Here is a 24,020-nt window from a genome sequence, read left to right on the forward strand (position 1 = left end):
GCACGGTGTGGAAGCGCCGCAAGGCGTTGAGCTAACGTGTACTAATGGCCCGTGAGGCTTGACCATATAACCCCAAGGGGTCTGCGCATGGCGCAGGACGATTGACGGGTACGATGAGACGTATCGGTCGGCATGATTCGCGCGTTTTTCGCCTGACGACCATAGCGTGCGGGAACCACCTGATCCCATGCCGAACTCAGCAGTGAAACCGCTCAGCGCCGATGGTAGTGTGGGGTCTCCCCATGCGAGAGTAGGTCATCGTCAGGCACCTATCCGAAACCCCCGATCTCGTTCGAGATCGGGGGTTTTTTCGTTTTCGCTCAACGCGTTGCCCGTGTTAAGGATCGCTGTCGCGTATCAGATAAGGGAGGGGGTCGGGGTGGGCTGTGCATGCCACGGCATCGATGCGAGCGATAGCACGCTTTCGGGAAGCGCGCAGGTGGTGCTTGAGTGCAGAGGCGGCGCGCTTTGTGTTACCTGCCTCGAGCTGCTCGGCGATCGCCAAGTGTTCAGGCAAAAAAGGTTCAGTCTCGTAAAGTGCCGGTGTCCAGCGATAGAGGAAGCTATGAGCAACAAGGAGCGAGTGATAGAAACGAATCGCCTGCAGCATCTCTTTGTTGGGGCAGGCGTCCAGGAGATCGACGTGCAGATCCGCTTCCAGTTGATCGAGTTCGGCTCCCTCCAGCACGGTCGCCCTTGCAATGGCTGAACGCAGGTTGTCGGCCAGTGAGGCTATCTGTTCCCGCTTCACGTGCGGCATGGCCTTGGTCAGTGCGGCTGGCTCCAGCACTTCGCGCATTTCGTAAAAATCATTGATGTGGTCCGGAGTCAGTGCCGGTGCATACCAGCGTGAATGCCCTTCCTTGCGCACGATGCCACGTTGCTGCAAACGTGCCATGACTTCTCGGGCTACCGTCCTGCTGACCCCATGAAACCGGGCAAGCTCGCTTTCATTGACCCGCCAGCCGGAGAAGGCGGTGCGGGGTATGATTTCGTCTACCACTTCTTCGTAGATCTTTTCCCAACTGGGTCTAGTGGCAAGCGCTTCCGTCCATTCGGATCCGGCTGGGTTCGCGATGGCGCAGGATGGGGGGGAGCTGACTAGATACCCGCGTCCTTCCAGCCTTTCGACGAGGCCTTCCTTGGCAAGCGCAGCCAGAGCCTGACGAACCGGCGCACGGCTTATGCCGAATCGGGTAGCGAGTGCCGTTTCGGTTAGCCTGACGCGGTCGTCGAGTTGGCCGGAGCGGATCTCTCTGGCCAGGATTGCAAACACCCTTTCGTAAAGACGCGGCGCTGTACCGCGGTGAGGTGAGTTTGTATCGGTTACGGTCATGTGTGCTTCTCTGGATTTCCGACGCGAGATCGCTCCCATCGGCCACGGTGGTCAAAGCCGGCAGCATCCAGTGCCAGATAGACGGTGACACCTACCAGCTTCCCCGTATGCACCATGGCGCTATGCCGAGTGGCTTCTTCTTTGCGCTGCGCAGACATTTTTGATGGCTGAGCGCCGTCAGGAAGAAACAGGGTTTTTGTGGTGGATCGATTATTGTCACTTGCGAGGTCGAATTTCCGTGTCTAACGTACACATTAGACAATTGATGTGACAACAACCAGCACTCGAGCGGCCAAGCCAGGCGATAAGCCTAGAGTGAGTCAGGCAAGCGGGTGACGTATATGGCGGGACGGCTTAACGGCAAGCAAGCGGTGGTGACCGGGGCAGGGCAGGGCATCGGTCGAGCCGTGGCACTGGCTTTTGCGGCCGAAGGCGCGGAGGTCATTGCCGCGAGTCGCACCTTATCCAAGATGGAGGACCTTCCAGAGCAGGTGTCCAAGATCACGCCGGTGGCGTTGGACGTGACCAGGGGAGATGAGGTTGCTGCTCTGTTAGGCACTGAAAATCCCATCGATATCCTGTGCAATTGCGCCGGCTGGGTGCATGAGGGCACTCTGCTCGAGTGCGAGCTGGAAGACTGGTACCGCAGCTTCGAGCAGAACGTCACCTCTATCTACCACACGACTCATGCCGTGCTCCCCGGTATGGTGGACAGAGGGTCCGGCTCGATCATCAATGTCGCCTCGGTTGCCTCAAGCATAACGGGAGTACCGCGCCGAGCTGCCTACGGGGCCTCCAAGGCAGCGGTGATAGGGCTCACCAAGGCTGTGGCCCGCGATACGATCCGTACGGGTGTACGCTGCAATGCGTTGTGCCCGGGAACAACCCTCTCTCCTTCCCTCGAGGCGCGAATCGCCGCGACATCCGATCCTGAGGCCACCCGCCGCGCGTTCATAGATCGTCAACCCATGGGACGGCTCGGCAGCGTAGACGAGATGGCCGCGGCAGCGGTTTGGTTGGGAAGCGACGAAGCGGCGTTCGTCACAGGAACCACGGTCGTCGTCGATGGGGGGCAGACGTTGTAAGACACAAGAAACGAGATCAATGATAAAGGTGAACAGCATGCCAGACATAACTCAAGCGATTTCTCGCTATCTGGTACCGGCTTGTACCATGTTTCTTGTCACTGTCGGTACGCTGGAAGTCGCTAATGCCCAGGAAACCTATACGCTACGTTTCAATCATGTCCTTGGGCCCACTGAACCTTTTCATGACGGGTTCTTGAAGTGGGCCGAACGTGTTGAAGAGCGGACAGATGGTAATTTAAAAATGGAGGTCTTCCATAGTGCGCAACTTGGTGTCGAAGAGGATATCATCGAACAGATTCGACAGGGCGCAAACATTGGACAGAATACGGATGCCGCGCGATTGGGAAATTATGTGCCGGAAATTGCAGTCGTGAATGGCCCCTATTTCATCGAGTCGATGCAAGATGTCACCAAGCTCAACGATACTGCAACAATGCAAGAGTGGCGAGAAGTACTGGCCCAGGATTATGGGCTTCAAGTCGTCTGCTTTAACTGGGTACAGGGAAAGCGGCACTTCTTTACCAATGAGGAAATTCATTCGCCGGCAGACCTCGAGGGGATACGCGTGCGCACACCTCCAGCGCCCATCTGGCAGGAGTCGGTTCGTGCGCTTGGCGCGGCTCCCGTAGCCATGGATTTTGGTGATGTCTATACAGGCCTTCAATCAAGGGCGATCGATGGGGCCGAGCTGGTTTATCCGAACATTACCGCCGGTGGACTAGGGGAAGTCCTGGATTATGCGATCGAGACCGGGCATATCACGCTGGTCAACTTTGAGGTGGTCAGCTCGAGGTGGTTCAACGGCCTTCCTGAAGAATATCAAGATATTCTCGTCGAGGAGTGCCGCGCTGCTGGCCAAGACGCTTCCAGCAAAATGGAAGAGGCTGCCAATGAAGCCAAGGCCGAGCTGGAATCCGAGGGTATGACGGTGATCACCGAGATTGATCGTCAGGCTTTTCGTGAAGCCGGCCAGAAAGCTTATGAGGCACTTGACCTGGTCGAGACAAAAGAGCAACTGATGCAAGAAATCGGTAAGTGACACTGCCTATCGATGAGTGCGGAGGTAAGCCATGGACTCTTTTGGTAATACTGCTGCAAAGGCCGAAGCCTGGATTGCGGGAGTATTGCTCGTGTTGATGGTGGTCTTCGTCTTCACCGGTGGCATTGCGCGGATGATGCATACGCCCATGAATTGGACGATAGATGCGGCCACATGGGCGTTTGCCTGGGCAACGTTCCTGTGCGCCGATATCGCCTGGCGCCGGGACTCCCTGATGGCTGTGGATCTGTTCACGCGTCGTTTGCCTATATCCGCTCAGAAAGGGCTGACCATTCTGAACTACGTACTCATCATCGCATTCCTGATATTCCTGGTGGTGACGGGACTATGGCTGTCGTGGACGTCATGGGAGAGAAGCTTTAGAGGAATCCCGTCGATCAGCTACTCGTGGATCACGCTCAGTCTTCCTGTCGGCGGCTTGCTGCTTCTGGTGACGACTGGCTTGAAAGTCAAACGGGATGTCTTTCTACGCAGTCGTGCCTGAGCTGAGGTAACAGGGAGGGACAGCCATGTTGCTTGTCACCATCGCTTTCTTCCTGCTTCTCATCATCGGGATGCCTGTTGCCTTCGCCATTGGAATCTCGGGAAGCCTCTTTTTCCTGCAACATCCGGAGTTGCCATTCACCATTCCCGTGCAGCGTACCGTTTCTCAGACCCAGAATTTCGCGCTACTGGCGATTCCGCTCTTTATCATGGCGGGTAGCCTGGCCAACCACTCCGGCATTACCGAGCGTCTGCTGACCCTGGCGTCGGTCGTTTCCGGTCGGCTACGAGGAGGGCTCGCTCAGGTGACGATCGCGTTGTCGGCGATGATGGGGGGTGTCTCGGGCTCGGCCATCGCCGACGCCGCAATGCAATCGCGCATGCTTGGCCCCGAGATGCTCAGGCGCAACCTTGCGCGAGGCTTCGCCACTGGCATTCTGGGATTCAGTGCGCTGATCACGCCTATCGTTCCCCCCGGAATTGGCATGGTGTTGTTTGGCACCATAGGGCAGGTTTCGGTGGGGCGATTGTTTGCGGCGGGCATCGTGCCGGCTTTGATCCTCTGGTTGGCGTTGGCCGTAACAGTGTCCGTGGTGTCCCGCAAGCGGGGTTATCCACCGGAACGCACATCCCGTCTTCCACCAGGAGAAACGGGGCGTGCATTACGAGGCGGTGTCTGGGCCTTGCTCTTTCCGGTGCTGCTGCTGGCGGGACTACGCATGGGGGTCTTCACACCCTCCGAGATCGGCGCCTTTGCCGTGGTCTACGTCGTGGCGATTGGTTACCTCGTTCACCGCAAGCTGACGACGACAAATGCCTCCGAGGCCATAGAAGCAAGCTTGGTCGATGTGGGAGCGGTCATGTTCCTCATCGCACTATCGGCGATTTTCAGTTATGGAATCGTGATGGAGCGCGTACCGGAAACGATCTCGAATGTCATTGTGGGGCAAACGCAAAACTTGATCGCCGTCGAACTCATGATCCTGGTATTCGTTCTGGCCATTGGCTTCTTCGTGGATGCCACGGTACTGATCATCATGCTGACGCCACTGTTCCTTCCGGTGATAGAGTCATTGGAGGGTGATCCCGTGCATTTCGGCATCGTGTTCATCATCACTGCTGCCATCGGAAATTTCACCCCGCCCGTGGGCGCTGCCATGTATGCGGTATGCACCATCATGAAATGCTCCGTTGAAGAATATACGCGCGGTGCGTTGCCGTTTTTCTTCGCCTCAATGGCGGTCATCTTGCTACTCGTGCTAGTGCCACAACTGGTACTTTTCCTGCCGAATCTGATTTTCGGCTAGGTAAGGTCCCGGATATCGGCCAATGGCTGGCTCGTTGTTATGGCAAAGGTCGCGTATACTAAGACTTAAGTCTAAGCTTCGGTCTGGAGTGTTCTGTGACGCTGACAACGCCCGCCTTGTTATTTCCGGCTATCTCATTACTGCTGCTGGCCTATACCAACCGCTTTCTTACCCTGGCACAACTGATTCGCAAGCTGGCCGACCAGGAGCGCAGCAATCACCATGATGTCACCACGCGCCAGATTTTGCTGCTACGCAAGCGCATCACGCTGACCAAACGCATGCAGGTGGCCGGGGTATTGAGCTTCCTGCTCTGTACCTTGTCGATGTTCGCATTGTTCCTCTCGCTGGAGCTATTCGGCATGATCCTGTTCGGTACCAGTCTGATCAGCCTATCGATCTCGTTGGTGTTCTCGCTGTGGGAGGTGATGATCTCCACCAATGCGCTGAACGTACAACTGCAAGATATCGAGGCACTGCAGCGAGGGAAGGCTGGCAGGCAATCCGGAGAGTCGCACTTGTGATGCATCTGGCGACCTCGCTAGACTAGCCAGCCCGCAACAGGAGTCGACAACGATCTTGAAACTCATCCCTCAGCAGTTGTTGCTTTATTGTCGCCCCGGTTTCGAGAATGATCTCAGCGCCGAGATTGCGGCCAAGGCGGCGTTGGCCGGCTGGCATGGCTATCCTCAGACTGAAGCCAATGGCGGTCATGTACGCTTCGTGGTGCTGGGCGAAGAGCCGGCCAATGCGCTACATCGCGATGTGCCCCTGGACTCGCTGGTTTTTGCCCGCCAGAGCCTGGTAGCGCTGGACCCTCTGGTCGATCTCTCCCGCGATGACCGGCTATCACCGATCGTGAAACAGGTCCTCGACAGTGGCTGGAGCTTCGAGTCGGTATGGCAAGAGACACCGGATACCAACGATGCCAAGGCGCTCAGTGGCTTGATCAAGGCTTTGGGGCGACCACTGGAGGCGGCACTCAAGAAGCGTGGGGCGTTGCGCCGCAAAGCCGGTGGGCGACGCCTGCACCTGCTATGGACGACGGGCGATAGCGTTCAGTTGGGGATGAGCTTTCCGGGGAATCGCAGTGAACATCCCGGCGGAATACCGCGCCTCCGGTTTCCTCGTGAAGCGCCCAGTCGCTCGACACTCAAGCTCGAGGAAGCCTGGCATGTCTTCGTTCCCCGCGTTGCCTGGCCGGAGCGACTGAGCGAGGGGATGCAGGCGGCGGACCTTGGGGCGGCACCTGGCGGTTGGACCTATCAGTTGGTGCGCAAGGGCATGTATGTCTATGCCATCGACAATGGCCCCATGGACGCGACCTTGATGGCCACCGGACAGGTCGACCATCTGCGCGAGGATGGATTTATCTGGGAGCCGCCCAATCGACTCGATTGGCTGGTCTGCGATATCGTCGACAAGCCGATTCGGGTGGTGGAGATGATCGAACGTTGGCTGACGAGGCGGTGGTGCCGGGAAGCGGTATTCAATCTGAAACTGCCGATGAAGCAACGCTGGCAGGAGGTGGAGCGGTGTTTGACACACCTCGATCAGCGGCTGCACGAAACCCGCGTGCCGGCTGAGATTCGTTGCCGACACCTGTATCATGACCGTGAAGAGGTCACGGTGCACGTCCGACTATTGGCGTGAATCGTCTCAATGGTGTTCGAAGACGCGGATATGCTCTTCTTCCGTCAGGAGAGGCAAGACGTGTTGCATGGCGCGCTCCCGCTCCGAACTGTGTTGCCAGTCTTTCCAGGCGCTCAGGTCGCGCCACTGAGTGATCAACAGGCGGCGCTCGGGATGATGGCGTTCGCAGAGACTTTCGCCGGCGATAAAGCCGCGTGCATTGATCGCAGCTCTCATGGCCTCTCGAGCCGCCTGGTCGTACTCCTCTTCCAGCCCGGGCATGATGTGGCGTTCAATCAGAATCTTGATCATGTTCCTGCTCCATTCACCTGCTGACTCATCCACTTTGAGAGGTTACCGAAAGAACCGATGGCCAACCTGACTGACGACGCTCCGTCTCATGATGTCGAACTGGATACCACCGGCCTCTACTGTCCGGAACCCGTCATGCTGATGCACAATCGCGTGCGGGATATGCACGATGGCGAGATCCTCAAGGTCATTGCCACCGACCCCGCCACGACACGCGACATTCCCAAGTTCTGCAGTTTTCTAGGCCATGAGCTATTACATCAATCCGAGGCGGATGGTGTGTACTGGTATTTCATCCGCCTGGGGTAGCCGCTGTACGATACCTCCTCTGCCTCGCATCAACGTGCCACCATCAAGGCCAGGGCCTCGAGGGTGGCAGGATCTTCCTGCTTGATGCGATTGGCAATGACACGTTGAAAGAAGTACACCACCTGATGTCGACTGTGGCCGGGATACAGGCAGGCATCGCCTGCCAGCACCGGGGTCGACTCAACCCGGTTTTCATCGACAAGCAGCGATTCCACCTCGCCATTGCTGTAGAGGCGCCAGCCGAAGACCTGCTTCAATTGCCACGGCGCATCGTCCCCGTCCATGCACAAGGCATGGGTGCCCAGGGTATCCGGCAGCTGCTGAATCAGCGTCGGTTCGGTGGTGTCTTCGTAATCGAAATAGGCAGCGGCGTGCTCTAGCTCGAACACCTTGTGATCCGGCGCACTGTGGAAGACTTCTTCGGTCTCGGGGTCACGATAACCGACGAAATGTCCGTACTCGGGGTCATCGAGCTGGTGGCATGGGGTCAGCGCCTCCATCCAGGGCACAAGGCCGACGATCTCGCCATCTTCTCTCAAGCCCCAGGCCAGCAATGGCATGCCGTATAGCGTCTCCGGGTCGGCGGCGAGATGATAAAGCATCTCGAGGCCGTCCAACTCAGGGGCCAGCCGCACCAGCCTACGCTTGGCGAGCTGCCGCTGTCGCATGGCATCCAGGTCGATGACCCGGGCGGAACGGGGGGACAGTGGGATACCCATGGTTACCCTCCTTGTGCGCGTTGTAACGGCATCGCCTCGCTTCACTATTAGCACAGTCAGGCGTGGAAAGTTAAGTCTCGTCGCCTCCCCGCCATGGGCCACATGTCCGCTTGAGGCGTTGCCAGCGTTCCTCATGTCCCTGCCTCGCCCTCTGAAAACGCAGCCAAGGGGCTTCAGGGTTGTCCAAGGACAGCCAGTCGCGGCGGTAGTCGTCGATGGCGGGACGCGATACCTCATGGGCCTCCAGCAAGGCGTCGATCGCTTCCAGCCAGGCACGTGCCGTATGTGTCAGTTCATTCAAGTAAGGGCGTATTTCCGCGTTGAACTGACGCTGAAAGATCTCTTGCAGACGGTCGATAGCGACGGTGCCATTCTCAGGGTGGCAGGCGCCAGACGAGTCCAGTGCGGTATCGAGAATGGTATTGGCTTCTTCCAGGCGTAGCCGGGTGAGCATGAGCGAACGCAGGATGCGCGCCGTCAGTGGCTCACGCTGCAGGGTTTGCAGGTGCCCCTCCAGTATCGAGGAGTCTGCCTGCCAGTCGGGATCGTACTGATGCTGTGCACCAAGCCGGAGGTAGTTCAGTGCATCGAGCGATTTGGATAGCGAAATTTCCTCTCCTGGCGCCAGGGGGGAACTGACGCGCGAGAAACTGCCGACCCATTCACTGGAACCGAACAGCGCATTCCAGCTCGCCCGTGGCAGTTGCTCGGTCTTGGTCTCGGTCAGGCGCCGCAGCCGTTCGCGGTCGCTTTCCGCCAGTGATTCCGGCACCTCGGAGTGCCAGCAGTCATACAGCCGTCGCCAAAGCTCGAGTTCGTAAAGCCAGCGCTGACTGGGGGCGGCAACACGCCCCAATTGGTTATTGCGCCTGGCCACGAGCGAGGTGATCTGGCATTCGCGCAAGGCGTAGATATCGAGCAGTCCTTCCCGAACTTCGGGAATTTCGAACAGTCGTTCCTCCTGATCGGGAAAGACGCCAATATTGGCGGGATTCTCGGGCTCGGGACGTTCGACCTCGAGTACCTCGGCCAACCGTTGCTGATAGTCGACCAGTAGCTCGTCGCCATTACCGTAACCCCCGCAAGCAGTGAGCAGGGTACTGCAGACCAGAACCGTAGCAGTGAATCCGTGTATCGCACACCTCCTGTCAACTACGGGGAATCGCCAGTCGACCATCGCTCACTGCCTTGCTGATCCTGTGCAAGCGAACGCCCAGTAGTAGCGCCGCCAGCGTGAGGCCGGCAACCAGGCCGATCCAGTAGCCATGCACGCCCAGCGGGCCAAACAGCGCTGGAAAGCCAACCGTGCCCAGCCAGTGACCGCCTCCCAGACCGACCAGCCAATAGGACACCAGGGTGATGAGCATGATGATCCGGGTATCCTTGTAGCCGCGCAAGGCGCCGGCCATGTTGACCTGCAGCGAATCCGACACCTGGTAGATCATCGCCAGCCCGATCAACGACAAGGCCAATCGTTGCACCTCATTATTATGAGTGTACAGGGCGATTACCGGTTCCGACGCCAGCCATAGAATGACATTGTTGAGCAGGGCCACGAGCAAGCACACCGCCATGCCGTTCCAGGCCACGAAGCGTGCGTCCTGCACCTGGCCGCTGCCCAGGGTATTGCCCACCCGTACCGTCAATGCCATGCCCAGTGACAGGGGCAACATGAACAGGATCGAGGTGAAGTTCAAGGCCACCTGATGAGCTGCCACCGTGATTTCGCCGAGACCGGCGATGAACAGGGCGATCAGGGTGAACAGGGTGACCTCGACGAAAATCGCCACGCCGATCGGCACGCCCACGTACAGCAGCTCGGCAATCATGCCCCATTTCGGTGTAGTGGGAGAGTGCCACAGCTCGACCGGGGCGTAGGCGCGACTGCGTTGGGTATAGATCAGCATGGCGAGGCTCATCACCCACATCGACAGCGCCGTGGCGATGCCGCAGCCCAGTGCGCCGAGGGCGGGTAACGATTGCAGTGAGGCCGGTAGCCAGTCGCCGAACAACCCGACGAGTCCAGGGCCGCCGTAGATCAGCACGAAGTTGCTCGGAATATTTACGCCCAGGCCGATCAGGCTGATCCACAGCGACGGTCGGGTGTGGTTCATGCCATCGGAAAAGGCGCGCAAGGCCTGAAACAGCGCCACGCCCGGCATGCCGAAGGCCACGGCCGCAAGGTAGCTCGTCGAGAGCTCGGCAACGGCTTGTGGCACGCCCATCAGATGAAAGATCGGCATGACCGTGAACCACAGCAGCAGGGCCGCCACACTACCCAGTGCCACAGCCACCCACAGGGCCTGATGCACGTTGGGGCGAATGCGCTGGGTCTGTGCTCCCCCCAGCAACTGGGCGACGATCGGAGTGAGGCCCATCAGGGTGCCGGTCATGAACAACATCAAGGGCATCCACAGACTGGAGCCGACCGATACCGCGGCAAGGTCGGTGGCACTCAGGCGGCCGGTCATGATCACATCCGTGGCCCCCATGCCAGCCTGGGCGAGCTGGGCGCCGCAGATCGGCAGGCCAAGCCGGATGAGCAGGTGAGTTTCCTTGCGACTACGGGCAACGATGGACGAGGTGAGCGAGGCCAACGCAGCGGCTCCTGTCTTGGACGTGGATCGGCCCCTTCCCGGGGCTCTCTTCTGACCGTTTGGGCAGGCGCCCTAGTTTAGCAACTGCCGGTGATTTTCGCCTGTGGCGGTGAGTCCTTATAATGCCGGCCAATGAACATACGACCGGGATCAGGAAACGTTGTGACCCACTGCCTGGATGACATCATCGCCTTGTTCGATGGCCTCTTTCACGACCGCTACCGCACACGTCTCGTGCGAGGCGGCGATGAACCCCTGTATCGCCCGGCGGATGCCGGTCATCCGTATCATCGGGTGATCTTCGCGCGCGGCTTCTTTGCCAGCGCGTTGCACGAGATCAGCCACTGGTGCATCGCCGGCGCCAGGCGTCGTGAATGGGAGGACTATGGCTACTGGTACCACCCCGACGGTCGCGATGCCGAACAACAGCGCCGCTTCGAGGCGGCGGAGGTGGCACCGCAGGCGCTGGAGCTGTTGTTCTCGCGAGCCTGTGGGCTAACCTTCAATGTCAGCGTCGATAACCTGGGTGAGGTCGAGGTCGATCGTGATGGCTTCCGCGCTCGGGTCGAGGCACGGGCAGCCCGTTACGAGAGCGAAGGGCTGCCGTTACGGGCGGCCGCCTTTCGCATGGCATTGAAAGCCTTCTACCAGAGTGACTCGAGTCTGCCGGGAGCGCTGGCGAAGGGGCGTCGTCAGCTCGAGGAGTGATCCGGCTGGTGGGTTTTCCATAGCGCCTCACCCAACTGCAAGAGCGGTTGCAAGGCCGGTATGGCGTGACGCAGGGGATACGCAATGCCGATGGTCTCCTCGATGGGCGGGGCTTTAAGAAACCGACAACTGAAGTCGTGGCTGGCCAGGATCTCTGGCCAGCCAGGGACCAGGGCGGCACCGACCCCGGCCGCCACCAGCCCTTGCGTATATTCAATCGTGCGCAGCCGGGCGCGAACCTGACAGTGAATGCCAGCCTCGCGCATGGCCTCGGCCAGCTTCGTCATGGCGGTACAAGGGTGGCGCCAGATGAAGGGGAGGTCGGCCAGGTCGTCCAGCGCCACCTTGTCCTTCAGCGTGAGTGGGTGACCATTCGGCAGGGCGAGTAGATAAGTATCGTGCCACACGGGCTGGAAGCCTTCGTGAGGTTCCAGATCTTGCCGATCGATGATGCGTGCATCGCAAGGCTCTTCCGGATTGACCAGGGAGAGGGCCAGATTGTCTCCTGCGGCAATGTAATCCTTGAGCAGCCGTGTCATCCGGTTGGCCCCCAGGGAACGCATCAGCCCCAGACGTACCGGCGTCGGAGGAGGCGAGTGCCGGAACAACCCTTGAATGGCATGCATATCGTCATTGAGCCGCATCGCCAGCGGATAGAGCCGGTGACCCTCCTCGGTAGCACTGACCCCCTTGCGATGCCGCTCGAAAAGCGCGGCGCCCAACCGCTCCTCGAGTTGCTGAATGGCAGCGGAAATCGACGGTTGTGCCACATGACAACGACGGGCGGCGGCACTGATCGAACCGCACTCATACACGATCATGAAATAGCGCAGGCTGCGGATATCCATAGGTTGTTTCTATATCGAATACAGGGGATCAATATTACAGCTTTGTCCGCCGATCCAGTAGGCTGAAGACAACAAGCAGAATACAAGGGGGCTATCGTGGTCGATCCATTGCCGCAGGAGCATCGTTTCCTCTCGGCCATTCACAACGCTGACTGGCCGAGCCCGGCACAGTCATGGTCGCTTCAGGAGGTGGGCCTGACAGGCGAAGCGCTGGTCGAGCTGTTCGAATCCCAGGTGCAGAGTCGCCACCTCGATCTGCATGCCAGGCGTTTGCAGGCGCGCGGGGAGGCGTTCTACACGATTGGCAGCGCCGGGCATGAAGGCAACGCGGCCATTGCCCGGGCGTTTCGCCATACGGACCCCGCCTTCCTGCACTATCGGGATGCTGCCTTTCTGATCCAGCGCAGCAAGGCCGTGCCGGGGCAGACACCGCTCTACGACATGCTGCTGAGTTTTTCCGCTTCCGCGGACGATCCCATCTCCGGGGGACGACACAAGGTACTGGGGTCGAAAGCCCTGTATATTCCGCCCCAGACCAGCACCATCGCTTCGCACCTGCCCAAGACGGTGGGTGCCGCCTACAGCCTGGGGCTATGGCGGCGCCTCAAGGCGCATGGGGAGTGGCCGGAAGACAGCGTGGTGCTATGCAGCTTCGGCGATGCCTCCTTCAACCACTCCGCGGCCCAGGGCGCGCTCAATGCGGCGGCCTGGGCGGCCTATCAGGGGACGCCGCTGCCGCTGGTGATGATCTGCGAAGACAATGGCATCGGTATTTCCACTCCCACCCCACAGGGCTGGATAGAGCGCAGCATGCGTTCACGGCCGGGCTTCCACTATCTCAGCTGCGATGGGCTCGACCTGCTGGATACTTATCGCGCCGCCCGGGAAGCCGAGCGCATCGCCCGACGTCTCAAGCAGCCTGTCTTTCTGCACATGCGCTGCGTGCGTCTGATGGGGCATGCCGGCTCGGATGCCCAGCAGGCCTATTTGTCGCCGCAGCAGATCAAGGCCGATGAGGCGCGAGATCCCTTGCTGTTCAGTGCTGGCCTACTGCATCGCCATGGTGTGCTGTCGGCCGATGCCATCGCGCAACTGTATCAGCGTACCGAGGAGCGCGTGGCGCAGGTTGCCGAACAGGCCATCCGTCGCCCCCGATTGAAGACGGCCGAGCAGGTCATGGCCAGCATCGTGCCGCCCTCGCGCCCGGGGCGGCGGCAGACCTGCGACACGACGGTGGATACCACGCCGGCTCCCATGGCCAAACTGCTCAACCAAGCACTGTATCGCCTGATGCAGATGTATCCACACCTGGTGATGGCGGGGCAGGACGTGGGCCGCAAGGGCGGCGTCTACGGTGTCACCCAGCGTCTCCAGGCCCACTACGGTTCGTATCGGATCATCGACACCCTGCTGGATGAGCAAAGCATTCTCGGGTTGGGGATCGGCCTGGCGCACAACGGGTTCGTGCCGATCCTGGAGATCCAGTTTCTCGCCTATTTGCACAACGCCGAGGATCAGTTGCGCGGAGAGGCGGCCACGCTCAGCTTCTTCTCCAAGGGGCAGTACACCAATCCCATGGTGGTGCGCATCGCCGGCCTTGGCTATCAGAAGGGCTTCGGCGGGCACTTTCACAATGACAACGCGATCGCCGTGCTGCGCGATATTCCCGGCCTGCTGGTGGCCTGCCCCTCGAATGGCGCCGATGCCGTCGGGTTGATGCAGGAGGCGATACGCCTGGCCGACGAGGAGCAGCGCATGGTGGTCATGCTGGAGCCCATCGCGCTCTATCACTGCCGTGATCTGCTCGAGGAAGGCGATCAGCGCTGGTGCTTTGCCGACCCCGGGCCGGATCACCATCTGCCGGCAGGACTCCCCGGGCAGTGGGGAGACGGCCGCCAACTGGCCATCATCACCTATGGCAACGGCGTCTACCTGTCCCACCAGGCCATGGCCAGGCTGCAGGCGGAGGGGGTGGCCATGCGCATCATCGATCTACGCTGGCTGACGGGTATCGATCATGAGGCGCTGCATCAACTCGTCGATGGCTGTGACCGGATCCTGTGCGTGGATGAGTGCCGGCGCAGCGGTTCGGTGAGCGAAGCGCTGATAGCGGAGCTGGTGGAACGGGGCGTCGAGTCATCGCGGCTGCACCGTCTGACCGCCGACGACAGCTTCATCCCGCTGGGCCCGGCGGCAACGGTGACACTGCCCTCGGTGGAGGCCATTGTCGAACGCAGTCGGCGCCTGCTTGGCACCGACACGGGGCGTCGACATCAGGCCAGTACTGGCAGAAGAAGAGGGCGGGCATCATGACGGCAACACACACCTCCCGTACCAGCCGACGGGAACGCCTGCTGATCGTCTGTCCCGGACGAGGCACCTACAACCAGGGCGAATGGGGCTACCTTGCTCGCCATGCCGGTGGGACCGAGTGGTTGGCACGCCTCGATGCCATGCGTCGTGAGCGGGGCATGCCCACCTTGAGCGAGCTCGATGGAGAGCTGCCATTCCGCCTGAGCCTGCATGGTCGTGGAGAGCATGCTTCCCCGCTGATCTATGCCTGTGCCATGGCCGACATCATGGCCATCGACCCCGAACGCTATGACATCGTGGCGGTGACCGGTAACTCCATGGGCTGGTATATCGCCCTCGCCGCCGGCGGGGCACTGACGACCGACGCTGCCATGTTGCTGATCAACACCATGGGGCAATTGATGCAGGAAACGCTGGTCGGGGGACAGTTGCTGTACCCGTGGGTCGATGCCCAATGGCGGCCACAACCGGAACTGCGCGATGAGCTGCTGGCGTGGATTCCCCGCTTGCATGGCCAAGAGGGCATGGAACTGTATCTGTCCATCGACCTGGGGGGCATGCTGGTCTTCGGCGGCAATGACAAGGCGCTGGAGCGGCTGGCCAGGGAGCTGCCACCAAGCGAGCGCTTTCCCCTGCGTCTGCACCAGCATGCCGCCTTCCACACGCCGCTGCAGCGCGATGTGCGGGAAACGGCGCGGCAGCGCTTGACGGTGACCCCCTTCCAGGCACCCGCGACCCCGCTGATCGATGGGCGCGGCAGGCTGTGGATGCCTTGGAGTACCTGCCGGGAAGCGCTGTGGGACTACACCCTGGGAGAGCAATTGGTATCGCCTTACGATTTCACGGCAGCGCTTCGCGTCGGGGTGAGAGAGTTTGCCCCGGATCGTATCGTCATTCCCGGTCCTGGCTCGACGCTCGGTGGTGCCGTGGCCCAGACCCTGATCCAGCTCGACTGGCAGGGGCTGGACAGCAAGGCGAACTTCCAGGCCCGCCAGGCCGAGGATCCTCGCCTGATCTGCATGGGCATCGAGGAACAGCGGGAGTGGTTACTGGGGCGCTAAGCGGGTGCCTGAGCGGAGACAGACTTCCTGCGATCGAGAGTGATGGGCGACCCGCTATTCGAATCCTGCCTTGCGTAACCCTTCGAGGTAGTGCTCCGCATCGGCGGTGCGCCGATAGGGATCGAGGGCCGTCAGCCAGTCGAGGCAACCGGTGTGTTCGGGGAAAGTGCCGCGCGCCATCTGATAGCGGTAGTGGCGGTAGACGGTATCCCGGTGACTCGCGCCTTGCTCCGGGTGACCGAGATGGGCATAGGCTGCGGCGATGAAGGCCGGCGTGTTGCAGAAGGCCTGGGGAGCCGACGCCATGGTGTCGATGGCCTCGTCGTACAGGCGAGCGCTGAAGAAGGCGATCCCCGCCATGCCGGCGTACCATTCCGGACGGTATGGCGCGAGGCGCAGTGCCTTGCGGGCTGCTTCCACTCCACGTTCGGGCTCGCCGGCCAACGCCAGGGCAAAGGAGGCATGGGCGAGCACGTCGGCATCGTTCGGATTGAGGGCCAGGGCCATCGACAGCTCGCGGTTCGCGGCCTCGTAATGCCCACCGTAGAGCTCGGCCAGACCCAGCATGCAGTGGGCGCGGTGGTCGCGCGCATCCAGGGCGACCGCCTTGCGGCCGAGCTCCAGTGCCTCCTGTTGCAGAAACACCCAGTGCGTCCAGGAGTAACAGGCCCACTCGTTGAGGTGGGCGAGGGCGAGTCCGACATAGGCACGGGCGAATTGCGGGTCCCTGGTCAGCGCCTGCTGGAAGTAGCGCTGCGCCTCGCGGATGGCCGGCAGGTCGGGGCGGCGCAAGGCATGCCAGCCTCGCAGCCAGAGATCATAGGCCTGCCAGTCCTGGGGCGGTTTGCGGCGGGCCTGCGCCAGGCGATCGTCCTCGATCCGCCCGGCCAGGTTGCCGACGATGTGGCAGACCATATCGTCCTGGACGGCGAAGAGTTCGTCGAGCCGGCAGTCATAGCGCTCGGCCCAGACCTGGCGCGCGCTTGACGTCGCCAGCAGGCGGGCAGTGAGCCGCAGCCGTTCGCCTCGGCGCCGCAGGTGTCCCTCGAGGATATAATCCACACCGAGTTCGCTACCGACCTGTGCCGGCGTGGCCGGCGTATGGCGGTACGCCAAGGCGCTCGCCGGGGCGATCACATCGAGTTCGCAGAAGCGGCCGAGTTCGGTCGTGATGTCCTCCGCCAGGCCGTCACCGAGGTGACGATGGAGGCTAGCATCTTCGAGCGGCACGAAGGCCAAGACGGCGAGGGAGGGACGGTCGGAGGACTCTGCTCGTCGGCGGGCACGGGCCACGGCGGCGGCTTCGATCACCCGAGGGCGCTCGGGCAGGTCGTCACTCTCGCGCGGCAAGTCTCTCTTGTTGTCGGCGTTATCGGGAATCAGGGCCAACAGTTCGGCTTTCAAGCGTTCGGTTTCCGGGGCCGGGGCAACGCCGAGTTCATCGGCGAGCCGTTCACGGAAACGTCGATATTGATCCAGGGCTGCCCCTATCCGATCCTGGTGGAGATAGAGGCGGATCAGCGTACGCTGCACCCCTTCGTCAAGGGGATCATTCTCCAGCAGCCGCAGGGCGAGCTGAATGCCGGGATCGATGGCGCCGGTGAGCACATAATGGTCAAGCAGCCGGTGCATCAGCTGTTGCAGCCGCTCGTCGAGCCACCTTCGCTGTGTCATCAGCCAGTCCTCGAACGCCTCGCCGCATTCGGCCATGCCTTCCAGGAAGGGACCACGATACAGCGCAAGCGCGCGTTCCAGCGTTTCTGGGGTACCATCGGCGAGCAGTCGCTCGAACGCTTCAAGGTCCACCGTGATCGCGTTCGCCTTTAGACCTACTTCTTGTGTGCCGATGGCCAGACATTCTCGCGTCTCTGTCGGTAACGCATGCTGCAACCGCGACAACGCCTGACGCAGGTTGGTGCGCGCTCGGGACTCGGGCATGTCTTCCCACAGCAACCCCGCCAGAATGCCACGCGAGTGCCGTCTCGACGGGCTTGCCGCCAGATAAGCGAGCAATGCTTCGACCTTGCGGGTCGGGAAGGCGAGCGGCTGCCCTTCTGACGTATGACAGGCGAACTCACCCAACAGCGAGATATTCAGGAGCGGCATGGAAGTAAACCTCCTGCCAACAGCGTAAGCGGTGGAGTCTTGTGCTGCTAAGGGCGCTGTGTCACGTCTGTGTCACGCCTGAGAGACGCACGCCTGCTATTCCTTGAATGTAACCCATGGCAAGGGAATCAGGGCCTGGGATCGCTTGGCAACCTAACGAATCGACGAGGTGAGTGATGGAAGATCCAGGAATCAATACACTGCGTCGCGACGAAATCGCCTTGGGCGCGGACGCGATCCGGTCATTGGGAGAGGGCCTGCACGGAACGCTGATCCAGCCCCATGACGACAGGTACGAGGAGGCGCGCAAGGTCTATAACGCGATTCACGATCGCCGTCCGGCCTTGATCGTCCAGGCGGCAGGCGTGGCGGATGTGATGACAGCCGTGACCTTCGCCAGGGAGCACGAGCTCCCCCTGGCCGTGCGCGGCGGCGGCCACAGCGTCCCCGGCTTCGGGACCTGTGACGGAGGCCTGGTGCTGTCGCTCGAGAGGATGCGCGGACTCCGCGTCGATCCCGAGCGTCGCAGCGTCCGGGCCGAGGGCGGTTGCACCTGGGCCGACCTCAACCATGCCACCGCTGCCTTCGGCATGGCGACGACCGGCGGGATCGTCTCCACCACCGGCGTCGCCGGCCTGACGTTGGGCGGTGGCCTCGGCTATCTGGCGCGCAGCTGCGGGCTCTCCTGCGACAATCTGCTGTCGGCCGATGTGGTCACGGCCGAGGGTCGTTTCCTGACCTGCAGCGAAAGCCGCCACGAGGATCTGTTCTGGGCCATCCGCGGCGGCGGCGGCAATTTCGGTGTGATCACGTCGTTCGAGTACCGCCTGCACGCCGTGGCCGATATCCTCGGTGGGCCGACCTTCTATCCGCTCGATGCGGAGGTCATCCGCGCTTACCAGGCCTTGATCGCCGAGGCGCCCGAGGCGCTGGGGGCGGTGCTCGGCATCACCCTCGGCCCGCCGCTGCCGTTCGTGCCCGAGCAGTGGCACGGCCGGCCGGTGATCGTGGTGCTGACCTGCTGGAGCGGGCCGGCAACCGAGGACGACGCGATACGCGAGCGCCTCGGCCGCCTCGGCCCTGTCGTGGGGCAGTTTGTCCAGCGCATGCCGTACCCGGTGATCAACACCCTGTTCGACGAGCTGCTGCCCGCCGGGCTCTATCACTATTGGAAGGGCTGTTTCACCAAGCGGCTTTCCGATGAAGCGATCGACGTGCATCTCGATTTCGGCGCCCGGATCCCGTGCCTGCAAAGCGCGACGCTTCTGTTTCCCATCGATGGCGCGTGCCAGCGTGTCGCTCCCGATGCCACCGCGTTCGCCTACCGGGATGCGACCTTCGCGACGGTGCTCGGCCCGAGCTGGCCGGATCCTGGCGACAGCGAGCGCAACATCGCCTGGGGGCGCGCCTACTATCGGGCACTTCAGCCCCATTCCGAGGAGGGCGGTTATGTGAACTTCATGTCCGGTGACGATGCCGATCGGGTGCGTACCAATTACCGACAGAACTACGATCGGCTGGTCGAGATCAAGACCCGATACGATCCGACCAACCTGTTTCGCTTGAATCAGAACATCGCGCCGTCCAGTGGCGACATGGCATGAGCCGTCAATCCTCCCCGCCGAGCCGGTGGTGCAGCATCAGCATTACCTGAACCTCCTGCTCGGGGCGCATGGGTTCGAGACCCAGTTCACCGAACAACTCGCCGCGGGCGCGTGACCAGTCGCCGGGTGCGAGGTCGGGATACAGGGAATCGGCCGGTGCCAGCTCGACGAAAGGATCGAGCCCAAAGACGTCGAACAGACGCGAGAGCGCGGCCTCATCGTCGCTGACGCCGGCGGTATACAGGGTGGCACTGAAGTGATCGCTCTCGAGCTCGCGGATCACGTCCAGTGGGCTGACTCCCAGGCTGTCGAGCTCTTCCAGGCTGTAGTCGCCCAAGGCAATCAGCTCACCGCTCAGCCAATCGTCGTCGGGCTGAATCAGCGTATGCTTGATCTGGCCATCGGGCAGTGCCCAGGCGATGGCTAGGGGCAGGCCTCCATCCTCTCCGGTCTCTACGGCGATAAAGCCGGGATAGTCGGCCATCTCAGGTCACCTCTTCATTGTCGTTGAGGCCTGCGTTGTCGGTCAGGCGAAAGAAGGCCCGCGCCGTGGCAGTGGTCGCGGCGGCCAGTTTCTGTTCTTCGGTGTCACGCCAGTGGGCGATCTCGCGTACGATCCACGGCAACAGGGCTGGTTCGTGGCGTCTGCCCTTGAGTTTGGCAGGCAGGTTGCGCGGCAGCAGGTAAGGGCAATCGGTTTCCACCATCAAGCGCGTCAGCGGAATATCGCGTACCAACTCTCGCAGATAGTGGCCACGACGCTCGTCGCACAGCCAGCCGGTGAGGCCGATGTGCAGGTCGAGGTCCAGATAGCCGTACAGGGTATCGCGGCTGCCGGTGAAGCAGTGCACCACCGCCTGGCGGATATCGTCGCGCCAGGTCCTGAGCATTTCCAGCATCCTCGGGCCGGCATCGCGTTCGTGGATGAACAGCGGAAGGCCGGACTCCACGGCCAGCCCCAGTTGCGCCTCGAAGGCGCGCTCCTGGTCGGCAGGGGAAGAGAAGTTGCGGTTGAAATCCAGCCCACATTCGCCGACCGCCACCACTTCCGGCTCGCGGTGCAGCTCGCGCATGGCGTTCTCGAGCCCGCGACTCCATTGGCTAGCGTCGTGGGGGTGCACTCCGGCGGTGGCATACAGGCCGGAATAGCGACGCGCCAAGGCCACTGCGCGTTCGGCATGTTCGCGATCGGTGCCGGTGAGGATCATGGTGGTGACATGTGCCGCCTGGGCACGCTGGATCACCGCATCCAGGTCACGAGCGAAGCTGTCGTGGGTCAGGTTGGCCCCGATGTCCACGAGTGGTGCAGGAGAACGGAACTGCAGTGCCTCGGGCAGATAATCGTCGAAGGTCGCGGTTGGCTCGGCCAAGGGTTGGCTCCTTTCCACAGAAGAGTCGTATTGTACCCAAGGCCACCTCGGCTCGGCCATGCGTTACAATGACGCCTTTGACGGTTTATGAGGGACGCGCGTGACTCTGTTACGTCTGGAACAGTTGCAATTGGCTTATGGCACGCACGTGCTGTTCGACGGTGCCGACCTGGTGCTGGAAAAAGGCGAGCGCCTGGCGCTGGTGGGCCGCAATGGCACCGGCAAGTCGACGCTGCTCAAACTGGTGGCCGGTGATATCCATGCCGATGGCGGGAGTATCTGGCGTGCTCCGGGCCTGAAGATCGGTGTGCTGGAACAGGACCTGCCGGTGGCCTCGGGACAGACCATCTTCGATGTCGTGGCCCAGGGGCTGCCGGAAGCGGGGGGCTTGCTCGCCGAATACCATCATCTGGTGCAGGAAGCAGCACCCGACATGCAGCGCATGGAGCGCTTGCAGACGCAGCTCGAGGCCATCGACGGCTGGTCGTTCCACCAGCGTATCGACACCATCCTCACGCGTCTGGGGTTACCCGCCGATGACCTGATGGCGTCGCTCTCCGGCGGGTGGCGCCGGCGGGTGGCACTGGCGCGTGCCCTGGTTGCCGAGCCCGACCTGCTACTGCTCGACGAACCCACCAACCATCTGGACCTCGATACCATCGCCTGGTTGGAGGAACAGTTGCTGTCCTTCAATGGTGCCGTGCTGTTCATTACCCACGATCGTACCTTTCTGTCGCGCCTGGCGACCGCCATTCTGGAGCTCGATCGTGGTCGTCTGGGGCGCTATCCGGGTGACTACGCCGCCTACCAAGAGCAGAAGAACCACGAACTGGAGATTGAGGCGCGCGAGCATGCCCTGTTCGACAAGAAGCTCGCCCAGGAGGAGGCCTGGATTCGCCAGGGCATCAAGGCACGGCGGACTCGCAACGAAGGCCGAGTGCGGGCCCTCGAGAGAATGCGCGCCGAACGCAGCCAGCGTCGTGAGCGCCAGGGCAAGGCCAGCCTCACGGTGGACAGCGGCGAGCGTAGCGGCAAGCGAGTCGTGGAGCTGTCCGGGGTCAGCCAGCGGTTCGGCGACGACTGGGTGATCCGCGACTTGAGCCTGGAGATCCAGCGTGGTGATCGCATCGGCCTGATCGGTCGCAATGGCGCCGGCAAGACCACACTGCTGAAGATCCTGCTCGGCGAGCTCGAACCTACCGAAGGCCAGGTCAAGCTGGGCACCAATATGCGGGTGGCCTATTTCGACCAGCTTCGTGCCGGCCTGGAGCCGGAGAAGACCGTCTACGACAATGTTGCCCAGGGTAGTGACCGGGTTAGCGTAGGCGGCAAGGACAAGCACGTCATCAGCTATCTGCAGGATTTCCTGTTTACCCCCGCGCGAGCCCGTCAGCCGGTCAAGGCGCTGTCCGGAGGCGAATCCAATCGCCTGCTGCTGGCCAAGCTGTTCACCCAGCCGGCCAACGTGCTGGTGCTTGACGAGCCGACCAACGACCTCGATGTCGAAACCCTCGAACTCCTCGAAGAACTGCTACTGGATTTCGATGGCACCTTGTTGTTGGTATCTCATGATCGCGCCTTCATGGACAATGTGGTCACCGGCGTGCTGGCCTTCGAGGGTGAGGGCCGCGTGCGCGAGTACGTTGGCGGTTACAGCGACTGGGTGCGCCAGGGAGGCAAGTTGCCACCGGCGCCCTGGGACTTCGATGCCCGTCGGGTATCCGGTCAGGCCAAGAAGACCAGCATGGCCGATCAGCCCGCCGCCACGGCCAGTGCCGAGCCGAGGAAGAAACCGGCCAAGCTGTCCTACAAGCTCCAGCGCGAGCTGGACAGCCTGCCGGCGACTATCGAGGCGCTGGAGAACGAAGTGGCGGAGTTCGAGGCCACGGTCGGCGATCCGACGTTCTATCAGCAGGATGCCGACCAAGTCACGACGACCCTCGAGGCGCTGAGTGCCAAGCAGGCCGAGCTGGATGCGGCCATGGAGCGTTGGATGGAACTGGAGGGCATGGCCGCCGGCGAGTGATGGGCTAAGGTCGGAGTTGACGCTTACTCGTCGCTTTCCTCGCCATTCTTGCCGACGCGCACCGCCAGCACATCGCACTGAGCGCCGTGCAACACGCCGGTCGACGTGGAGCCCAGCAGCAGGGCGAAACCATGACGGCCGTGGGAGCCGACCACGATCAGGTCGACATCGTGCTCCTCGGCGAAGCGATGAATCTCGGTATCCGGCATGCCCACTACCACATGCTGGTTTTCGCGGGACACGTTATGGGGATCGGCGATCTCGGCCAGGCGCTGCTTGGCGTGGTCGTCGAGCTGGTCCTGGATGCTGGTCAGGTCCATGGGGATGTCGCCCCCGTAGGCGAAACCCAGGGGTTCCAGCGTATGCATGATGGACAGCTTGGCCTGGTTGCGCTCGGCGATCGGCAGGGCGCGTTCCAGTACCTTGTGGGAGTCCTTGGTCAGGTCGACAGCGACCAGGATGTGGCGATATTCGTTGCTCATGGGTGGCCCCGGCATCAAGTTAACTAGTGGATGTCTCCACTCTAGGTCGGCTTGCGTGTCACGACAACGACCTATATCAACGTTTTAGCTTCCGTTACCAATATTCCGGAGAGGTGCCCATGGAGTGGTTGATTATCATCGTCCTGATGTTGCTGGTCATCTCGCCGATGCTGTGGCTACGGCCCAGCTCGAGCCAGAGACGCCTGGGCAAACTGCGTGACGAGGCCATCAAGGCCGGGGCCAAGGTCAAACTGGGGAAGCCGCCATTGCACGAAGCGTCCAGTAGCATGCCGTGCTACCGCTGGCTGTATCCACCCCAGCGTCCCGGCCCCCACTTCCTGCTGGTGAGAAATGCCGAAGCCAGCGAGAGTCTCAAGGAATTTCGCCCTGGCTGGCGCTGGCGTGTCGAGCCGTTACGGCCCTTGCCTGACGCCGTCGATGCGCGCCTCGGCGAGTTGCTGACACGGCTGCCCGAGGACGCCTTGGTGATCGAGTCCGATCGAGATGCGCTGACACTGTGGTGGTGGGAGTCCCAGGGTGGGGAGCGCTTCACCGGTTATCTGGACGATTTCAGCTTTCTCTGCCAGCAGTTGGCGGGGCGCCCGGATCGGCCCGCGCCCCGGCAGGTCGGCTTCGGTGGCCGGCAGTGAGGAGCCGTG

At 61.6% G+C, this 24,020-nt stretch carries 23 protein-coding genes and 1 rRNA gene; 14 read left to right on the forward strand and 10 right to left on the reverse strand.

The genetic code is table 11. The annotated features are described in order from the left end of the window. The first annotated feature begins 151 nt into the window (after positions 1 to 151). Positions 152 to 267: ribosomal RNA gene (gene rrf / locus ACFOEV_RS02365) — 5S ribosomal RNA — on the forward strand. Positions 268 to 337: 70 nt separating this feature from the next. Here the strand turns inward: rrf and ACFOEV_RS02370 are convergent. Further along, positions 338 to 1,336: a GntR family transcriptional regulator gene (locus ACFOEV_RS02370; protein ID WP_386771228.1), complete on the reverse strand. Its 999-nt coding sequence runs from the start codon at positions 1,334 to 1,336 to the stop codon at positions 338 to 340. Between the two features lie 341 nt (positions 1,337 to 1,677). On the opposite strand from ACFOEV_RS02370, the gene ACFOEV_RS02375 reads away from it, so the two are divergent. The 6 genes from ACFOEV_RS02375 (at position 1,678) to rlmM (ending at position 6,927) form a co-directional block, all read left to right on the forward strand. Continuing rightward, the gene (locus tag ACFOEV_RS02375; protein ID WP_386771230.1) at positions 1,678 to 2,421 is read left to right on the forward strand and encodes an SDR family oxidoreductase; all 744 of its coding nucleotides are present in this window, start codon (positions 1,678 to 1,680) and stop codon (positions 2,419 to 2,421) included. Between the two features lie 37 nt (positions 2,422 to 2,458). After that, complete coding sequence (locus ACFOEV_RS02380; RefSeq protein WP_386771232.1) at positions 2,459 to 3,463, forward strand: C4-dicarboxylate TRAP transporter substrate-binding protein; 1,005 nt, start codon at positions 2,459 to 2,461, stop codon at positions 3,461 to 3,463. A gap of 31 nt (positions 3,464 to 3,494) precedes the next feature. Next, complete coding sequence (locus ACFOEV_RS02385; RefSeq protein WP_386771234.1) at positions 3,495 to 3,968, forward strand: TRAP transporter small permease subunit; 474 nt, start codon at positions 3,495 to 3,497, stop codon at positions 3,966 to 3,968. Positions 3,969 to 3,993: 25 nt separating this feature from the next. Continuing rightward, on the forward strand, positions 3,994 to 5,274 hold the full coding sequence (locus tag ACFOEV_RS02390) for a TRAP transporter large permease (protein WP_386771236.1): 1,281 nt from the start codon (positions 3,994 to 3,996) through the stop codon (positions 5,272 to 5,274). Positions 5,275 to 5,369: 95 nt separating this feature from the next. Continuing rightward, entirely contained in the window at positions 5,370 to 5,798 is a 429-nt protein-coding gene (locus ACFOEV_RS02395) for a DUF2721 domain-containing protein (protein WP_386771238.1), read from the forward strand. Between the two features lie 52 nt (positions 5,799 to 5,850). Beyond that, the gene (gene rlmM / locus ACFOEV_RS02400) at positions 5,851 to 6,927 is read left to right on the forward strand and encodes a 23S rRNA (cytidine(2498)-2'-O)-methyltransferase RlmM (RefSeq protein WP_386771340.1); all 1,077 of its coding nucleotides are present in this window, start codon (positions 5,851 to 5,853) and stop codon (positions 6,925 to 6,927) included. Between the two features lie 6 nt (positions 6,928 to 6,933). On the opposite strand, the gene ACFOEV_RS02405 is transcribed toward rlmM, so the two are convergent. Further along, the gene (locus ACFOEV_RS02405) at positions 6,934 to 7,218 is read right to left on the reverse strand and encodes an antibiotic biosynthesis monooxygenase family protein (RefSeq protein WP_386771240.1); all 285 of its coding nucleotides are present in this window, start codon (positions 7,216 to 7,218) and stop codon (positions 6,934 to 6,936) included. A 57-nt stretch (positions 7,219 to 7,275) separates the two neighbouring features. Between ACFOEV_RS02405 and tusA the strand changes: the two genes are divergently transcribed. Then, positions 7,276 to 7,527 carry a sulfurtransferase TusA gene (tusA, locus tag ACFOEV_RS02410; RefSeq protein WP_386771242.1) on the forward strand — a complete coding sequence of 84 codons (252 nt, stop codon included), beginning with the start codon at positions 7,276 to 7,278 and terminating at the stop codon, positions 7,525 to 7,527. Between the two features lie 29 nt (positions 7,528 to 7,556). Here the strand turns inward: tusA and ACFOEV_RS02415 are convergent, their stop codons facing one another. The 3 genes from ACFOEV_RS02415 to ACFOEV_RS02425 all read right to left on the reverse strand — a co-directional run bounded on the left by ACFOEV_RS02415 (position 7,557) and on the right by ACFOEV_RS02425 (position 10,843). Continuing rightward, entirely contained in the window at positions 7,557 to 8,246 is a 690-nt protein-coding gene (locus ACFOEV_RS02415; protein ID WP_386771244.1) for a hypothetical protein, read from the reverse strand. A 70-nt stretch (positions 8,247 to 8,316) separates the two neighbouring features. Then, the gene (locus ACFOEV_RS02420) at positions 8,317 to 9,423 is read right to left on the reverse strand and encodes a DUF3080 family protein (RefSeq protein ID WP_386771246.1); all 1,107 of its coding nucleotides are present in this window, start codon (positions 9,421 to 9,423) and stop codon (positions 8,317 to 8,319) included. Then, positions 9,395 to 10,843: an MATE family efflux transporter gene (locus ACFOEV_RS02425; protein ID WP_386771248.1), complete on the reverse strand. Its 1,449-nt coding sequence runs from the start codon at positions 10,841 to 10,843 to the stop codon at positions 9,395 to 9,397. Before ACFOEV_RS02425 ends, ACFOEV_RS02420 begins: the two co-directional genes overlap by 29 nt. Positions 10,844 to 11,005: 162 nt before the next feature. Here ACFOEV_RS02425 and ACFOEV_RS02430 point away from each other — a divergent pair, with 162 nt between their 5' ends. Further along, a complete protein-coding gene (locus ACFOEV_RS02430) occupies positions 11,006 to 11,551 on the forward strand; it encodes an elongation factor P hydroxylase (RefSeq protein ID WP_386771250.1) in 546 nt (181 codons plus the stop codon). Here ACFOEV_RS02430 and ACFOEV_RS02435 read toward each other — a convergent pair. Further along, on the reverse strand, positions 11,536 to 12,399 hold the full coding sequence (locus ACFOEV_RS02435) for a LysR family transcriptional regulator (protein ID WP_386771252.1): 864 nt from the start codon (positions 12,397 to 12,399) through the stop codon (positions 11,536 to 11,538). The two genes, ACFOEV_RS02430 and ACFOEV_RS02435, sit on opposite strands and share 16 nt — an antisense overlap. Positions 12,400 to 12,495: 96 nt before the next feature. Here ACFOEV_RS02435 and ACFOEV_RS02440 point away from each other — a divergent pair, with 96 nt between their 5' ends. Continuing rightward, positions 12,496 to 14,712: a thiamine pyrophosphate-dependent enzyme gene (locus ACFOEV_RS02440; protein WP_386771254.1), complete on the forward strand. Its 2,217-nt coding sequence runs from the start codon at positions 12,496 to 12,498 to the stop codon at positions 14,710 to 14,712. Beyond that, positions 14,709 to 15,773 (forward strand): ACP S-malonyltransferase, encoded by a 1,065-nt coding sequence (locus ACFOEV_RS02445; protein WP_386771256.1) that lies wholly within the window; start codon positions 14,709 to 14,711, stop codon positions 15,771 to 15,773. The genes ACFOEV_RS02440 and ACFOEV_RS02445 overlap by 4 nt, the downstream gene beginning before the upstream one ends. A gap of 54 nt (positions 15,774 to 15,827) precedes the next feature. Here the strand turns inward: ACFOEV_RS02445 and ACFOEV_RS02450 are convergent, their stop codons facing one another. Beyond that, positions 15,828 to 17,879, reverse strand: a complete 2,052-nt coding sequence (locus tag ACFOEV_RS02450) for a BTAD domain-containing putative transcriptional regulator (protein ID WP_386771258.1) — start codon at positions 17,877 to 17,879, stop codon at positions 15,828 to 15,830. Positions 17,880 to 18,055: 176 nt separating this feature from the next. Here ACFOEV_RS02450 and ACFOEV_RS02455 point away from each other — a divergent pair, with 176 nt between their 5' ends. After that, positions 18,056 to 19,483, forward strand: a complete 1,428-nt coding sequence (locus ACFOEV_RS02455) for an FAD-binding oxidoreductase (protein WP_386771260.1) — start codon at positions 18,056 to 18,058, stop codon at positions 19,481 to 19,483. 4 nt (positions 19,484 to 19,487) lie between these two features. On the opposite strand, the gene ACFOEV_RS02460 is transcribed toward ACFOEV_RS02455, so the two are convergent. Together ACFOEV_RS02460 and ACFOEV_RS02465 are read right to left on the reverse strand one after the other, a co-directional pair. Beyond that, complete coding sequence (locus tag ACFOEV_RS02460; protein WP_386771262.1) at positions 19,488 to 19,967, reverse strand: hypothetical protein; 480 nt, start codon at positions 19,965 to 19,967, stop codon at positions 19,488 to 19,490. A 1-nt stretch (position 19,968) separates the two neighbouring features. Beyond that, positions 19,969 to 20,853, reverse strand: a complete 885-nt coding sequence (locus ACFOEV_RS02465; RefSeq protein ID WP_386771264.1) for a TatD family hydrolase — start codon at positions 20,851 to 20,853, stop codon at positions 19,969 to 19,971. 100 nt (positions 20,854 to 20,953) lie between these two features. On the opposite strand from ACFOEV_RS02465, the gene ACFOEV_RS02470 reads away from it, so the two are divergent. Further along, positions 20,954 to 22,879, forward strand: a complete 1,926-nt coding sequence (locus ACFOEV_RS02470) for an ATP-binding cassette domain-containing protein (protein WP_386771266.1) — start codon at positions 20,954 to 20,956, stop codon at positions 22,877 to 22,879. A 23-nt stretch (positions 22,880 to 22,902) separates the two neighbouring features. Here the strand turns inward: ACFOEV_RS02470 and ACFOEV_RS02475 are convergent, their stop codons facing one another. Then, the gene (locus ACFOEV_RS02475; protein WP_386771268.1) at positions 22,903 to 23,361 is read right to left on the reverse strand and encodes a universal stress protein; all 459 of its coding nucleotides are present in this window, start codon (positions 23,359 to 23,361) and stop codon (positions 22,903 to 22,905) included. 119 nt (positions 23,362 to 23,480) lie between these two features. On the opposite strand from ACFOEV_RS02475, the gene ACFOEV_RS02480 reads away from it, so the two are divergent. Beyond that, positions 23,481 to 24,011, forward strand: coding sequence for a preprotein translocase subunit YajC (locus ACFOEV_RS02480; protein WP_386771270.1), 531 nt, complete (start codon positions 23,481 to 23,483; stop codon positions 24,009 to 24,011). Positions 24,012 to 24,020 lie beyond the last annotated feature (9 nt).

The organism is Litchfieldella rifensis (genome assembly GCF_042646605.1).
In the GTDB taxonomy this organism is placed as follows: Bacteria; Pseudomonadota; Gammaproteobacteria; order Pseudomonadales; family Halomonadaceae; genus Litchfieldella; species Litchfieldella rifensis.